Below are 15,995 nucleotides of genomic sequence, written 5' to 3' on the forward strand. Positions count from 1 at the left end.
CTACGGTTGTGGGCTCGCGGGGGCTGGCTCGAGCGCCAGCGCATTGCGTCCGGCCCAGATCAGCACCGCCCCTGCGATCATTGCCAGCGCCGATACGGCGAAGGCGGCGACAAAACCGTTGGCGGCGATGGCAGGCACTCCGGAGTTGTCGGAGACCGCCAGGGCCACAGCTGCCAGAAGCGTGACCCCGAACACCTGGAACAATTGCTGGATGGTGGTGGTAATACCGGATCCGGCCCCCGCATCTGCCTCGCTAAGGTCGCTGGTGGCCAACGATTGGGCAACCGGTGCGACACAACCGAAGCCGATGGAAGTCACCAGCATCGCCGGGAGCATTCCCAGCCAGTAGTTGTGCAGCGGAACGCCGAAGGCAAACAGTGCGAAACCCAGTGCGGAGGTTGCCAGACCAACCACGGCGGCGGCCTGCGGACTCCAGCGTTGCATGACGAACTGCGAAAGGAAGATGCCAGGGAAGAAACCCAGGCAGAAGGGCAGCCACGCCAGGCCGGTCTGCATCGGGGTCAGGCCCAGGTAGTCTTGCAACAACAGAACACCAAGATAGAACAGGGCGCCGGAGGTGGCTGCCAGGATGGCCACGATGGCATAACCAGCCACACGCGGGGAGCGTGTCATCAGGCGTGCCGGAATGATGCCGTTTTCCGAGCGCTTGCAACGACGCAATACCACGGCGATACCCAATATACCCAGTAGCAGAAGCGTGATGCGCTGCCCCGGCAGGTGTTCGATGCCAGAGCCCATCACGGCCATGACGGTCGCGGCGACGGCCACCACCAGGATCAGAGCGTTGCCCAGGTCCAGAGGGGTGGAACTACGGTGAGTGAACTTGGGAATCATGACCGCGGCAGCCACGATCAGGAGCAGGACGATCGGTACGTTGATCCCGAAGACCCAACGCCACGACAGATAATGCGTCAGTACACCGGACAGCAGGACACCGATGATCGAGCCCAGACCACCCAGTGCCGCCCAGATGCCAAACGCCTTGCCGCGTTCGGGGCCGGAGGGAAACAGCAGTGACACCATGGCCAGTCCGGTGGCAGACGCCAGCGCTTCACCGACGCCCTGGCCGGCACGGCTGATGATCAGTACGGTGGCGTCCTGAGCAAAGGTTGCCAGCAGGGAAAATGCGCCAAAAATCACTACGCCGACCTGAAACGTGCGGCGCACGCCGAAGGCGTCGCCGATCCTTCCGCCCAGCAGCAACAGCGATCCAGCCGTAATGAGGTAGGCGTTGACTACCCAGGTCAGGGACCCGTCCGTGAGTCCCAGTTCGTGTTTGATCCGTGGCAGGGCCACGTTCACCACGGTGGCATCCAGCAGCAGTATCAACTGGATGATCGAGATGACAGCCAGGGCCTGCCATCGTTTTTCATTAAGCGTTGCGTTCTTGGGTGTGTGCATCATGTTTATCCAGTCCTTAGATTTAAACGGGTGTCGCCCGGCTTCCGGCCGGCACCCAGGGCTTTTTTTCGAGCATTCAGCCCATGGCGTTGACGTTGGCCAGCGCCAATGAGTTACGAATCATTTTGATCCCGTGAGCGGTGCCGATGCTCTCGGGGTGAAACTGCACGCTTTCGATCGGCCGGGTACGATGCCGCGCCGCCATGTTCACACCATCGTCCGAACAGGCCGTGGCCACCAATGGGCTGGATGCTCCCGGGTCGGTGATTGCCAGCGAGTGATAACGCACCACAGTGACGGCCGATGGTACGTCCTGAAAGACGCCTCGTCCGTCATGGTGAACCTGAGCGTATTTGCCATGTTGGGAGGAGGGCGCACGGCTGAGCTTCCAGCCGAAATGTTCGCCCAGTGCCTGGTGCCCCAGGCAGACCCCGAAAATGGCCTGCTGCTCATCCATCGCGCGGATGATCTGCGGGTAGCCATGATCTTCGGGAGTGCCCGGTCCAGGCCCCAGCACCAGTAACTGCGGTTGCCACTGGCGATAGTGGGCGATGGGGTCATCGTTGACGCGAACGACCCGGGTCTCTGCACCCACCGCCGAATAGTACTGCTCGATGACATACACAAAGCTGTCGAAGGCGTCGACTAACATCACTCTCATACGCTGGCTCCCATTGCTCGGGAAAACGATTTGATCTTCGCTCCCGCCTCGTTCCATTCATCTTCGGGCTCGGAGTCAGCGACGACTCCCGCCGCAGACTGCAGTACATAGCGTCCGGCATTGCCGACGATCGTGCGGATGGTCAGGGCCAGCACCGCGCTGTTGGCGCCGGTGATATAGCCGACACAACCGGTGTACAACCCGCGAGCGCTGCCTTCCAGCTCGGCGATGATTTCCATTGCCCGGACCTTGGGGGCGCCGGTCATGGTGCCTGCCGGGAAATTCGCCACGATCAGATCCCAGACATCACAGTGCTCGCGCACCTTGGTTTCCACGGTCGAAACCAGGTGCAGCAAGGATCCGTATGTGTCCTGTTGCATGAACGAAGTCACCTGTACGCCCCCAGGAACAGCGCACCGGGCCAGGTCGTTGCGCGCCAGATCGACGAGCATCAAGTGCTCGGCGGCTTCCTTGGGAATCTTGTCCAGCGGACTGCCGCGCTCATCCTCCCGGCTCATGGTGCCGGCGATGGGCCGGACCTGAGCCACACCGTCATGGAGGCGGATCATCAGTTCCGGGCTGGATGACACGACGTGCAGGTCGGCAAGGTCCAGGTAGTACATGTACGGCGCGGGATTGACCGATGTCAGGCGTTCATAAAGATCCACCGGCGCAATCATCGCGCTGGACACTGCACGTCGACACAACTGCACCTGGTAGATCTCACCGGCGCGGATGTATTCCTTGGCCCGGGAAACCGCCGCACAGAATGCCTCGCGATCAGTGACGTCCTCGACCACGGCGACCTCAGTGGCCAGCGCTGGCGCGGGTGCCACGGGCGGCTTGCGCAGCACCGCAAGCAGGGCGTCCAGTTGCGCTTGAGCATTGTCCCCGGCGTTGAGGACGTCGACTTGCGCCGGACCTTGAGCGTCTTCGTAACGCACGATCTGCCGATAGACCCGCACCAGCACCTCGGGCACATCTCGCTCGATGGCAATGTCCGGCAGGTTTTCGACGAAGCGCGCGGCGCTGTAGCCCAGCGCCAGCACCAGCGGAAAACCCTCCGGCAAGGCCAGCGTCTGCGTGACCCGTCGCAGGCGTTCGCACAGGCTCGACTGTGAATTGTTCAGCATCTGCTCGCAGGCGGCCAACGCCCACTGGAATGGCGCGCCAGCCGACAGCCGCCAAGTGCCATTGACCAGTTTCAGCTCCAATAGCAGGTCGATCATGAACGTGGTCTGGTGACCGTCGACTGGCAGGAAGCCCGCTCCGGTTTCGAACAGCGCCGGGCACGGATAGAGCCCAAGCAGGCCACGCCGCACCTGGGCGACCGGCGCTGCATCGGCGATGTCGTGGTGCTCCACGGTCCACAGGGGGATCGGTTGTAATGAACTCACAGTGCTGGCTCCCGTTGATCGCGAATACGTGCGTGCTTCCAGGAAATGTAGGCACCGGTCTCGGTCCTCGGATCCAGGCTCTGCTCCAGTTGCAGCTGGACTGAGGTGCCGAAATGGCCGGCCATCTGCTCTTGTACTTCGGCCAGCGAGCGCTCGCCGATACCTGCCACCATCGACACCTCGATATGGTCACTTCCGTCGCTGGCGGAGCAGATCCTGACTTCGTAGCCAGAGACCCATTCGGCTGCCGTCAGCACCGCTGACTCGATCAGTGCCGGAAGGACCTGGCGACCGCCGAGGGTCATCACATCACTCACCCGGCCAAAGACCCGCAGGCAACGGGAACGATTGCCGCACCCGCAGTCCTCGGCAGCGTGCAGCCGCGCCAGATCGCCGGTGCGATAGCGGATCAGCGGCTTGGCCCCAGGCACGAGCATCGTCAGGCACAGTTCGCCGATATCGCCCTCCATACCCGGAACCGGAAGAATTTCCGCCAGATAGTTGGTCTCGGAGAAGTGCAGGTTGCCGTTTGCGCAACCGGTGGCCACCGCATGGGCTTCCTGAGAGCCATACAGGCCGTGGGTGCAATGGGCATTCCAGACCCGGGCAATATTGCTCAGCATTTGCGGCGTGCACAGTTCACCCAGCACCATGATCTGACCGACCGCTGTTGCACGCGGATCGATTCCCTGGCTCGTGTAGAGGCGGGCCAGGGCCAGCGCTACGGCGGGCGAGCAGATCAGTGAGCGCACGCCCAGGTCGTTGATCAACTGAGCGGCCTTGACCAGACCGACGCGCGGGCTTTCCGGCCACAGTCGCACGTAGGGAATGCCCAGGTTGCGGCAGACCTCGCCATAGGTATCGCCGAACGCATACAGCTCCGACGGCCCCATGATCGCGGTGAGGGCTTGGGTCGTGCCGAATGTCGACTGATACAGGTCGGCGACGGCCTTCTGCACATAGGCGCCGCTGGTTTCGACATCGATCGCCGCGCGCGGGCAGGGGGTTGGCAATCCGGTGGTCCCGGTCGTTTCGTAGTACACCGCGATCTGCTCGAAAGGCAGGCTGCAGACCGAGCGACCCACGGCGCGCAGGTCGTCCTTGGTGGTGAAAGGCACGCCGTCCAAAGCCGGCAAGGCGCTCGGACTGCCAGCTTGCGAGCGCAGGTGCCCGGCATAGAATGCCGAGCCTTCCTGGACATAGTGCAAGACTTCGCTAGCCCGCCGTTGCCCGTTGGCCTCTAGCGCCTGTGGCGTCGTGCGTCCATCCAGGTAGGCTTCCACATCTTCCAGCCATTGTTGGTGCAGGTTGTCCCTGATCATGGCTGGTTCCCCTCGTCCAGGCTGTTGGCAAACTCCTTGATGGTCTCGGTGAGCATGAGGTTCTCCAGCGGTACGGGCATGGACAACTGCGACTCGAGTTCGATCTTGATCTTCATCGCCGACAGCGAATCGCCGCCGAGGTCGAAGAAGTTGTCTTCGGGCAGTATCACGGGTTGTTCGAGATGACTGGCGATCACCCGGATAACCGTGCGCAGGATGGTTTGCGAAGTCTTGCCATTGGGTTCTTTCATGTCATTCCTCAGGGTTTCACGCAGGGCCAGGACATCCACCTTGCCGTTCTTCGACAGGGGTAACCGGGGTAACGACTGGACAGTCTTTGGCACCATGTAGGCCGGCAGGCGCTGGGTCAGAGTCAGGGTGATTGCCGCTGCCAGCTCGGGCTCGCCGACATACACCAGGGCGATCTGTTTGGGATGCCCGTCGGGGCCCGGCAGGGCTACGGCACAGGCTCGCGAGACGCCAGCGCAGGACTCTGCCACGCTTTCGATTTCACCCAGTTCGATGCGCAGGCCATTGAGCTTGATCTGGTTGTCGATACGTCCCAGGATCTCGATTTCACCGTTGGGCAGGTAACGTCCCAGGTCGCCGGTGCGGTACATACGCCGGCCGCTGCGCGGGTGCCGGACAAAGGCCTTGGCGGTCAGTTCCGGTTGGCCGATGTAGCCACACGCCAGGGAGACATCGCTTTCGACGAGCATTTCCCCGGGCACCCAATCCGGGCAATCGGTCCAGTCACCCGCCACGATGTGATAGGCCGAATTACGCATCGGCGCACCATAGATTACCGAGCGCACTCGCTGGCCTTCCTGTGCGTCGATCTCATGCAGCACCGACCAGTTCGTGGTCTCGGTCGGACCGCCGCAGGAGTAAAGACGTGCGTTCGGGTAAAGCGCCCTGGCGCGTGGCAGCAAGGGCAGTGGAATCCAGTCACCCGCCATGACGATATGGCTCAGTGATTCCACCGCGCAGAGACTGCGCGCCGTCTGCGCAACACTGCACAGCAGATCCATGATGGCCGGAACGCAGGCCCAGAACGTCACGCCGTGGCGGCGTTGCAGGCGTAGCCAGGCATCGGGATCCGGACCTGCCGCCTGCGCAGGCACCACCACCGAGCCACCGTGTAGCAGGGGGCCGAAGATATCGAAGACCGACATGTCGAAATGCAGGGCGGCCGTGGCCAGGTGGCGAGTGGACGCGTCCAGGCCGAAACGCTCGACGACGTCATAAACGTGGTTGACCACGGCAGCCTCTGGAATCTCGACACCCTTGGGATTACCGGTGGAGCCGGAGGTGAAAATCACATACGGCGAGTACTCCGCAGGCACAGGTGCCAAGGCCAGGTCCGTGTGCTCTGCAGCCCACGCATGCAGGTCTTCATCTGTCAGTACCAGCCGCTGGATCTGTTCGGGCAACGCGGTATCGACACCGGCGATCACGGTGAGTACCCCGGCCTGGGAAAGTACCGAACGGATACGTTCGGATGGCAGGTCGATATCCACCGGCACATAGCCGACCCCGGCCAGCAAGCAACCGTAGACCGCGGCATAATGGCTGCTGCCCTTGGGCAGGACAATGCCGACAAAGCGCTCATCAGGATGGCGGGTTTGCTGGATCATCTTGCTGATTCGCGCCGCCACCCGGCCGATTTCGCCCCAGTTATAGCTGCGATGAGTATCGAGGACGGCGGTTTCCCCCCCGCGCTCGGCAATCCTTGCCAACAGCAGGTCACGCAAATGAACCTGCGGTACTGGCGCCTGCGTCGAGTTGACGGCGTGGCGTATTCCGATTTGCGCGGCAGGGCGTAGGTCGAGCCAGGTGCGTTGCCATATTTCGCTGTCATCGGCCAGTTGCTGCAGCAACGTGCGGAATGCACCGAACATCGACTCCACGACCTCGGGACGAATGACCCCGGTGAGGTAATCCCATTTGAAGTGCAAGGTGCCCTCGGACTCGCGCAATTGCACATCAAGGGTCACCTGAGGCGTTTGCGATACACCGTAGACCTCTTGCCCAAAGAGCGCCGAATCATGACGTCCCGGGTGCCCGAGCAGGCTGGTAAGGACGATTGGCATCAGTGGCGCGCCGCCACTGCGACGGACTCGGGCCAGCTCGCGCAGCACCTCGACACCGTTGAACAGGCGATGATCCAGCGCCTGCCAGATGGCGCCTTGCAGCTGCTGGCCACGCGCCTCGAGGGTGTCGGCGGCCGCGGCTTCATAAGGCACGAGCAAGGTGTTGGTGAAGTCGCCCACGACCTGGTCGATATCGGCCGTGACGGGCATCCGGTCGGAAACCGGGAAGTTCAGGGTAAACCGCTCCTCTTCACTCCAGCCGCGCAGCACTTCGCACAACGCCAGTGCGACGACCCCGGACGGCGAGATATTGCGCGCCTGGGCCTGACTCTGCAGGCGCTCCCAGGCAGCAACGGCGAGGGTGCCCTCGTATCGCTCGAAACGCGACGTGCCAGTGAACTCTCCAGGCTCCAGTTGAGGCAGGCGCGGGGCCGCCGGCAGATGGTTGATCTTGTCCAGCCAGTACTCGCGGTCGGCCTGATACTGGGCGCTTTGAAGCACTTTTTGCCGGTAGGCGACGTAGTCATGGAAGCTGGTGTGCAGCTCCGGCAGTTGTGCGTCATCGTCCATGTAAAGATCGATCAGGTCGGGGATGATCACCTGGAAGATCGACCAGGCATCGGCGATCAGCATGTCGATGCACAGATGCACACGGCTGGCGCCGGCACTGATGCGACTGATACGGAACTGGAACAGCGGCCATTGCGTGGTGCCGATTTCTTCGTTGGCCATGCGTTCGCGGACCTGATCGATTTCCCGCTCGATCTGCTCGTCATTCAGAGCGCTGAGATCGACGTACTGCACCGCCTGCGTACCGTCGACGTCACCGATGCTCTGGCGACCGCTGGCATCAATGGTCATGCGCAGCATCGGATGGCGCTGGACCAGCAATCCTACGGCACGGGTGAAGCGCTCGCGGTCGAGGGCCTGCACCTCCCATTCGAAATAGCCCTGGCAGCCGACGCCACCGTAGTCGTAGAACGAGCCACGGCCGATCCACAATGCCTGCTGGCTTTCGTTGAGTTCAAACGGCAGCAGTTGCTGCTCTGCCGGCAAGTGCTCGAACTTCGGCAACCGGGTGTTGTGCGAGGCGTTGGCCAGGCGCACCAGGTTTGCCAGTACGGGTTCTTCGAGGAATGCACCCATTTGCACATGGATGCCATGCTTGCAGGCCAGTTCACCGACCATGCGCAAAGCGCGCAGTGAATCGCCGCCGGCGTCGAAGAAACTCGATTCCAGCATCGCTTCTTCACATAGCGTCCAGGCCAGCCAGCAATCACGCACGGCTTGTTCCGCCTGGGTCACCGGGACGAAAACGGTCTGGTCCGCATCGCGCTCGACAGGACTGACCCGCAGCGCGCTGTAGTCAACCTTACCGTTGCGCCCAAGGGGCAGAGCGCCGGTCACGATCTGGCCGGGCTGGGCGGCCGGGTGCAGGCGCGCAGCCAGATGCTTGCGAACCTTGGCGACCACCTCTTCGGCGTCCGGCGCCAACTCCAGAAACAATGCCAGCGTCGCGCCCTGGTCGTTGCTTACGCAGTTGGCCGCCGCCTTCACCACGCCCGCTACTTGCAGCGCGGTGATCTCCAGTTCAGTCAGGTCGACCCGGTGGCCGCGGATCTTCACCACCGAGTCAGTCCGCCCGAAGATTTCCACGGTGCCATCGGCGGCCATTCGCGCCCGGTCGCCGGTGCTGTATTGCAAGGGCGAAGTGGCGTCGAGGGTGTTGCCACGAAACGCTTTGCGGGTGTCCTCGGGATTGACGTAGCCCACCGACAGCGTTTCGCCGGTGATGATCAACTCACCGACACAACGAGCCGGCAGCTGTTGGCCGTGGCGGTCGACCACATACATGTGGGCGCCGGGTATCGCGCGTCCTACCGAGGGCAGCAAGGTACGGCGTGGCGCGGACAGGTCCTCGATGGAAACCACTGCGGCTTCGGCGGAACCATAGACGTTGATGACCTGGTAGCCGAGATCGGTCGGCGGCCATTGCTTGCAGCGCTCACCGGCGATCAGCATGGTGCGCAGACCTGACCGGGCACCAGTGGCCCACAACGCCTCGGCAATGGAAGTCATGGCCAGCGTGTGGTTCATGTCGCCTTCCAGCAGCCAGCGTGCCAGCAGGTTGACGTCCTGCAACACTTGCGGGGCAGGGATGCACACCGTGCCGCCAGCGCACAGCACCGGCAGCGGGTCGACTTCCACCATGCCGTAGCCAGGCGATGAGAGCCAGGAACCGCGGCTATGCTCGTCCAGCCCTGCCTGCTCGATAATGGCATCCAGGGTGGCGGCCATGCCCCGATAGGACAGGCAAACAGCCTTGGGCCGTCCGGTACTGCCGGAAGTGCCAGCGATGAAGCAGGCTTCATTGGTGCTGTCGACCCATTTGCCGTGTTCCCAATCGACGAGGGCAGGGCGCAGCTGCACTTTGTCGATATCCAGTTGCGGGCAGGTCAACAGATCGCGCGCGCGCTCGGTGGTACTGCCGGCGGTCAGCACCGCATGTGGGCTGCACTCTTCGATGAAGGCCCGAATGCGCTCATCAGGATGCGCCGGGTCGATCAGCACGCAGGTGCCCCCCATGCGTTGCACAGCGATGATCGAAGCCAGATGTTGCCAGCCGCGGTCGAGAAACAAAGCCAGGCGCGGACTCGAGCGGCGCGAAGTCACGCGCTCGCGTATGTGCTGGACCAATACCTCGGAGGCTTCCCAGAGTTCGGCGTAGGTCAGGGTGCGGTCAGCATTGTCATCCACTATCGCCGCAGCCGATGGCTTGCTCTGTACATGGCGGTAGATGCGCTCGACCAGGAACTGGCGCTCGGCAGCTTGCACCGAGGCCGGGAAGGCGGGCCGGATCGTGGCTGCCGGCAAGACCTTGGGGTCAAGTACTCGGGCGCAAGCGAAGGCCACCAGTTCAAGCAATTCCAGGCGTACTTCGCGGGTCATGCGATCGCTGCGCACTGACAGTTGGCAGCAGCCGTCCTGCACCAGTAGCCAGACCGGTGATTGCTCCGCGGGCAAGTGCTTGCCATCGCTGATCTCGATATCGGCATGCATTGGCGTCTCGCCGTGACACGCTTGAGCATTGTCATGCAACTGGGCGATATAGGCCCGAACGTCTTGCGCAAGGTTCAACGCCATGCAATCGACGCTGAGCTGCGCCGGTCTGCCATCGACATGGATTCCCAGGGTTACCCGGCCCTCTGGACTGAGCAGTGAGCCGAGTACCGCAGCGACCGTCATCAGGTCGTTGACACTGGCCGCCAGGCCAGGGGGCAGGGCGATATCTTCCTGGTCTCGTGTGCTGCCGGGCGATTGTCCAGCCGTCGGGTACGCAAATGCGTCCCACAGGCTGCGCTCGTTGCCTGACTGCGAGTGTGGTGCGGGGGGTACTGATGTCATGTCGTCCCTCATCTTGTTCATGCCTTCCCTGTTTTCACGCGGTGGTTTCGTTTTCGATCTCGTGAATCGCCCCGATCTGCTCCGCCAGAACCGAAGCCGCCTGAAGCACCGCCTCACGCTCTTGGCTGGCCAGTGTCGAGGCGTCGACCGCAATCAAGCGTTTGCTGCCCTTCGCCGCTGTATTCCATGTCGCGACAGCCCGGCCACCGATGAGCACCACGGGCTTTCCGTTTCCAGCCTTGTCGTAGCCGCCGACACGCTCCAGCTCAAGGCAGTCGCGCTGTCTCGAACCGGGCGCATAGCCCATGACCAAAGGGTCCCAGGCCGGCAGAAAGCGAATCTGCGTGCTGCTGGATGCCGGATCGCGCTGGAAAAACTGCTCCAGACGCGTCAGACCCGCCTGGCTATGCCACATCTGGTCTGCGACCTGACAGGCCGCGCACGTTTGCAGCAGCGCGCGTGCGGTTTCCTTTGAAACGGCGAGCCACCAGGCCAGGTCGTCGACCGTGACGGGGCCGTAGTGCTCGACGTAGCGCGCAGCGATATCACGCAGCAGTGAGTCGCGGTCCAGTGGCACTCCGTCGCCTGGCAGCAGCCCATCGGGTGCAGCCGAATACAGCCAGCGACTGGACCATTGGTTGGCCGCCGGAACACGAATCAATGCACCGTCATAGGCCGCAACCGAAGTCAATGCACGAGCCTGGGGTGCCGGCAGGTCGAGGGCGCTGCCGATGTCCTGCAGGCGCACGGCAACGCCGGTGCTGAAGGCGATCAGCGCCGGCAGCAGTCGCCGGTAATCATCCAGACCAAGCCCTGCGTCCCGTAGCCGCCACTCGTGGTTGGCCAGTGGCAAGCGGGTGGCGGCGAAGACTTTGCCTGCCAGTTCGCCGGGAAGCAGAAACTTGGAGCGCCGCATGCCCGGAATTCGCAGCAGGTCGCTGTCGCTTTCCATCGTCAATACGCTCTTGCGATCGAGGTTGTGATTGCGCGCCATGACCGCCAGCCAACTGGTCGGCCGGGCTGAATAAACGCCGACATAGGCCTGTGCAATTTCTGCCACCGTTGCTTGTGCCAGGCGCTCGAAGTGTTCCGACACAATCCATTCCCGCAGGTGGGTGTCGGTGAGGCCATTGCAGGCAGTTCTAATGCTCATAGGTTTCTCGATAGCTGTTGGCTGTGCCGTTCAATCGCCGACCACATCGAAGTTGCAGTTGCGCGCGGCTTCGACCTGATACATATCGGACTTGGTCGGAACGAAGAACTTGCCGTCATTGCCCTCGCGATGACGTTCTCCGGGTACCGAGACCGGCAGCGCCGGCTGGCCGGTGAGCTGTTCGTAGTCGCGCAGCAAACGGGTCATGGACACCATGCGGTCAAGCATCCGGCGCAGCATCTCCATGCCTTCCTTGTCGCCCAGTACTTCACCTTTCTTGTCGCCCACGAGCATTGCCGGGAAGCCGTAGCCGACCATGATCATGCGGTTGAGCAAGGCGCACTGGAGCATCTGGTTGTACACCTCGACATGGCCCATCCGCCGGCCGGTGACCATGACCCCGGCCACCTTGTTGGTGAGGGTACGATCGTGGCGCAGGAACCCGGTGCCGACCCGCTCCAGGAACGCCGACATCAACGGCGTTGCGCCAAAGCCATGCACGGCACAGGCGAAGATCACGCCGTCGCTGGCTTCCATGAGTCGCACTGCACGCGCGGCGTCATCCTTCTGAGCGCAGGGCTCATTACGAAAATTGCAATCGCCGCAGGCTCCGCAGGGATCGATTTTGGCGTTGGCCAGTGAAAAAACCTCGAGAATGACATCCTGTTTTTCCAGGTACTCGGCCGCCCATTCCAGTGCCCTGGCATTGTTGCCATCGACCCGCTCCGAGCCATTGATGGCGACATATCTGATCTTGTCCGTCATGGTGCTTCTCTCTCCTTAGAGTGTTGCTGTTCCCGGACACGACGATCGCCGGACCGTCGTGCCATCTCTCCAGCGTTGCCAGAGCCTGTTTCAGCGTGCCAGGTAGTCTGCGATCGGATACTTCACGCATAAGGCCTCGGCCTCTGCGCTGAATTGCTTGCGCAGGACCGGGTCCAGCGTGAACTCGCTGTCACCGAGCGGCGTCACCTCGTCGAGGATTCGGCAGAGCAAGTCGACAATCTGCCGGCAACCTTGCGGGTCGACGTGACGCTGGGCGAGGGCGCCAGTTCCGATGCGCAGGCCACTGGTGACGAACGACGAACGGGTTTCGCCAGGCACTCGGTTCTTGTTGACGACGATTCCGCAGTGCTCCAGCGCGGTCTCGGCGATGGCGCCGGTCATTGCGGCACGCAGGCGAATCAGAATGGTGTGGTTCTCGCTGCGGCCGCCCACCACCTCGTAGTCCCGGGCCTGGAATTCGCTGGCCATCACATCGGCCGCGGTGCGGATGCGTTGCATCTCGGCATCGAATTCGGGGGTCATGGCGTAACCCAGTGCTGCCGCCTTGGCAGCCATCATGTTGACGGCGGGAGCGCCTTGCATTCTTGGGAATACTGCCAGTTCGAGCACGCGGCTGAACGTCGCATCGCGGCCAGGGACTTTTTCATTAGCGTCACGGCCCGAGAGAATCAGGCCGCCACGAGGGCCGGCGAGCTGCTTGTGGGTACAGGTCGTGGTGACGTGCGCGGCATCAATCGGACTCGGATGGCGCCCGGTCGCCACCAGGCCGGCAATATGCGAGATGTCGGCCATCAGAATGGCGCCGGCTTCATCGGCAATCCGGCGGAAACGTTCGAAATCCACGACTCTGGAGTAGGCGGTGGCACCGCAGATGATCAGTCGCGGCCGATGCTCGAGGGCCAGCCTGCGGACTTCGTCGTAGTCGATCAGACCTTCCTTGGTGGTGCCATAACCGATGGCGTTGTAGTAGGTGCCCGAGAAAGTCACCGGGCTGCCATGGGTCAGATGGCCGCCGTTATCCAGGGCCATGCCCAGTAACGTGTCGCCAGGTTCGAGCAAGGCCGCGAGTACCGAATAGTTGGCGCTGGAAGCCGAGTGCGACTGCACGCCGGCATACTGCGCAGAGAAAAGCTCCCGGGCACGCTGGATCGCCAGGGACTCGACCCGATCGACGTTCTCGCAACCCGCGTGATAGCGGCGTCCTGGAACGCCTTCAGCAGTCACGTTGACCAGCACGGAGGACGACGCGGCCAGGGTACGGGGCTTGACCGCGCAGCAAGAGGCGACCAGCGAGAGGGTGCGTTGCTGGCGAGCGACTTCGGCGTCGAGGATCCGCGCCAGTTCGACATCATGTTCTTGAAGATCGGCCAGGCCACGCTTGAGCAGATCCGCCTGGGTGAGAAGTGGCTGATGATTGGCTGTCATTACTTGCTATCCCTTCCTTTGGTGTTGTGTGCTGCGAAAGACAGCACGGTTTCCTCGACCTCGCGCGCATGGGTACGCACGAAGTAATGCCCGCCACCTGCGAGGGTTGCGGTTTGGGTGACGTTGATGAACCTGCTCCATTGCGCCAGTACGACTTCCGGCTCGGCGGTGGCCGGATCCTCATCGCCCAATAGCACCAGTGCCGATACGCCCTGTGCCGGGTACTGCGCCAGGTAGCGATAGGCTTCGCAGGCAATCAGATGGTCTCTGCGGCCGCGAGCCAGCATGCTCTCGACCTGACTGTCGAGCAGTCCGGTAAAGGCCCCCAGAGAACGCAAATAGTCGGTCCAGATCTGGTCCGAGGTGGTTTCGGCGGCGCGAATCGCGGCATCTGCATCGAGCACCGGGCGCGAGGCGGCAACCACCAGTGAGAGGTCCTTGTGGCCTGCGGCCATGCTTGAGGCAATGCACGCAGCTGTTGCTGCGCCGGCGCAGTGGCCGTAGATCACCAGATGCGCAGCGCCGATCCCTTCGATTTCGGTGCAAAGGGTGTCGAGCAGGGCATGGAAGTCCGAGGCGTTCTCGACCTCGGAGTCACCGAAATCCACGCCGAAAACCTGAACATTCGGGTTGCCTTGAAACAGGTTGCAGTAGGCCGTGGCGTCTCCGCCGCCAAAAGGGACCGCGATCACCGCCGTGGAGTGTGCGGCGGCCGGCGCATCGCTGAAACAGACCAGGCGAGCGGCTTGGCGTGTGGCCGCGCAGACGATGCGTCGAGCCAGGCCCGCTGCCGTCGGATGCTCAAAAAGAGTCACGATAGGCAAGCTGCAAGACAGGCGCGACATCACGCGAATAGCGTCAAAGGAGTCGCCGCCAAGGTTGAAGAAATTATCATCAGGGCCGACCTGCGAAAGCTTCAGCACCTCGGCAAACGTGGCGCAAACGCGAGCCACTTCTGCGGCGAGATCTTGTTCATCGAACTGGATGTTTTCAGTCATTCCATTCACTCCTATCCATAAGTTCATCAGCGAGTTCATTGAGCAGATTGTTGGCGGCACCGGCATCGCAAAACGGCCCCTCGATTTCCAGCAGCCATTGCGAAGTACCTGTGCGCCGTACGTCGATTCCCACCGGAAAAGTTGCACTCATCACCTGTGACGCCGGAATGCCGCGCCGGCCAGCGCCGTTGATGAACAGCTCGGATGCCCGGCAGCAGGCCAGCGCCTGACGCGCTGCCGGACAGCGACGGGCCCGTGCTTCCAGGCTGATTTGCCCGGATAACCGCTGCTCTCGAGGGGATGTGAGGGAGAGTGGAACAAGGCCTGTCATCATGCCGATGGCAGCCTGTTCGTGAGCCTGTCGCCAGTTCTGCGACGAGCACAGAGTGTCGCCGTCGGCAATGACGTCGGCGCGTTGCAGGCAGCCCAGGAGTGTTGCCATGGGCTGCTTTTCGACATTGATCGTGGCGATGTCAAAGGTGCGTTGCAGACTCATGCGCTGCCCTTGAGCGTTAAAAGCCAGGCGTCCGGTTTGCAGCAGACGCACAGGCACAATGGGGTGTGCTAACGCTGTGCCAAGCCCGCCATCATCGTCGGCGTTGAGCGCTTGCGCCTGGACATAATCTTCATAGAGCTCGCGCCCTTGATGCATCTGCGCCAACACTGAAGCGACATCTACGCAAGGTGCTGCTTGCAGCCGTAGCGCGAGAACCTCAAGGCTATGTTCGTCGGCCAAGCCATGATGAATCGAGAGCAGGCACAGCGTTCCGGTGCTGGTCAGCAGGCTGCCGGCAGCAAATAGGGCAGTACTGGATCTGACAGCTATTTGAACCTTGCGCAACGCCTCTTCAGCGCTGTCGCCACGAACGTCGAGCACTTCAAGGCATTGGCCAAGCGTCTCGCCCCATCCGGCGATTACCAGTTGGCGCAAACGCTCAATAACCGGTTCTGCCTGATTTTTTAGCGGTATGGCGATGGAAACTTCCTGGCAGATCCCGGTGTAGAAACCCTGAGCGACCATCGCCTTGGCTTCGACACTGAGCAGGGCATCAGCCAGCGCCTGCCTCATGGCCATCCGTTGCACTGACGCTTCGGGCAAGTGTTTAACCGTTGTTTTTGACATGTCAGATCCTCGTCGGGCAGACAGCACCCGGCGGCGATTTCGATCCATTGAAGAACACATTTCCGAGCGCTCGCATCTTTCCCGTCCGAGGGGAAAGTCATAGGGCACGCGCAGTTTTTTGTACGACAGCCTTAGTCGGTCATGTCGTAAAAATGTGTCGGTGTTTTACGTGTTTCGAGTGGGCCGATCAGTTTCTAAGGCGCACGCGAA

Annotated in this window: 10 protein-coding genes; all 10 read right to left on the reverse strand. The window is 62.2% G+C overall.

The annotated features are described in order from the left end of the window. Complete coding sequence (locus ACZ0A4_RS08975) at nt 1-1,425, reverse strand: MFS transporter (RefSeq protein ID WP_463574169.1); 1,425 nt, start codon at nt 1,423-1,425, stop codon at nt 1-3. Nucleotides 1,426-1,498: 73 nt separating this feature from the next. After that, the gene (locus tag ACZ0A4_RS08980; protein ID WP_463574170.1) at nt 1,499-2,083 is read right to left on the reverse strand and encodes an aminodeoxychorismate/anthranilate synthase component II; all 585 of its coding nucleotides are present in this window, start codon (nt 2,081-2,083) and stop codon (nt 1,499-1,501) included. Further along, the gene (locus tag ACZ0A4_RS08985; protein ID WP_463574171.1) at nt 2,080-3,480 is read right to left on the reverse strand and encodes an anthranilate synthase component I family protein; all 1,401 of its coding nucleotides are present in this window, start codon (nt 3,478-3,480) and stop codon (nt 2,080-2,082) included. Before ACZ0A4_RS08985 ends, ACZ0A4_RS08980 begins: the two co-directional genes overlap by 4 nt. After that, the gene (locus ACZ0A4_RS08990; RefSeq protein WP_463574173.1) at nt 3,477-4,802 is read right to left on the reverse strand and encodes a phenylacetate--CoA ligase family protein; all 1,326 of its coding nucleotides are present in this window, start codon (nt 4,800-4,802) and stop codon (nt 3,477-3,479) included. Before ACZ0A4_RS08990 ends, ACZ0A4_RS08985 begins: the two co-directional genes overlap by 4 nt. Then, on the reverse strand, nt 4,799-10,300 hold the full coding sequence (locus tag ACZ0A4_RS08995) for an amino acid adenylation domain-containing protein (protein WP_463574174.1): 5,502 nt from the start codon (nt 10,298-10,300) through the stop codon (nt 4,799-4,801). The genes ACZ0A4_RS08990 and ACZ0A4_RS08995 overlap by 4 nt, the downstream gene beginning before the upstream one ends. 34 nt (nt 10,301-10,334) lie before the next feature. Then, nucleotides 10,335-11,453 (reverse strand): DNA glycosylase AlkZ-like family protein, encoded by a 1,119-nt coding sequence (locus tag ACZ0A4_RS09000; RefSeq protein ID WP_463574176.1) that lies wholly within the window; start codon nt 11,451-11,453, stop codon nt 10,335-10,337. Nucleotides 11,454-11,483: 30 nt separating this feature from the next. After that, nucleotides 11,484-12,218: a flavodoxin family protein gene (locus ACZ0A4_RS09005; RefSeq protein WP_463574177.1), complete on the reverse strand. Its 735-nt coding sequence runs from the start codon at nt 12,216-12,218 to the stop codon at nt 11,484-11,486. Nucleotides 12,219-12,308: 90 nt separating this feature from the next. Continuing rightward, nucleotides 12,309-13,664 carry a serine hydroxymethyltransferase gene (locus ACZ0A4_RS09010; RefSeq protein ID WP_463574179.1) on the reverse strand — a complete coding sequence of 452 codons (1,356 nt, stop codon included), beginning with the start codon at nt 13,662-13,664 and terminating at the stop codon, nt 12,309-12,311. Next, nucleotides 13,664-14,662 carry an alpha/beta fold hydrolase gene (locus ACZ0A4_RS09015; protein ID WP_463574180.1) on the reverse strand — a complete coding sequence of 333 codons (999 nt, stop codon included), beginning with the start codon at nt 14,660-14,662 and terminating at the stop codon, nt 13,664-13,666. The genes ACZ0A4_RS09010 and ACZ0A4_RS09015 overlap by 1 nt, the downstream gene beginning before the upstream one ends. Beyond that, nucleotides 14,655-15,731: a hypothetical protein gene (locus ACZ0A4_RS09020; protein ID WP_463574181.1), complete on the reverse strand. Its 1,077-nt coding sequence runs from the start codon at nt 15,729-15,731 to the stop codon at nt 14,655-14,657. The genes ACZ0A4_RS09015 and ACZ0A4_RS09020 overlap by 8 nt, the downstream gene beginning before the upstream one ends. Nucleotides 15,732-15,995: the final 264 nt, after the last annotated feature.

It is taken from the genome of Pseudomonas sp. AC172, assembly GCF_979258595.1.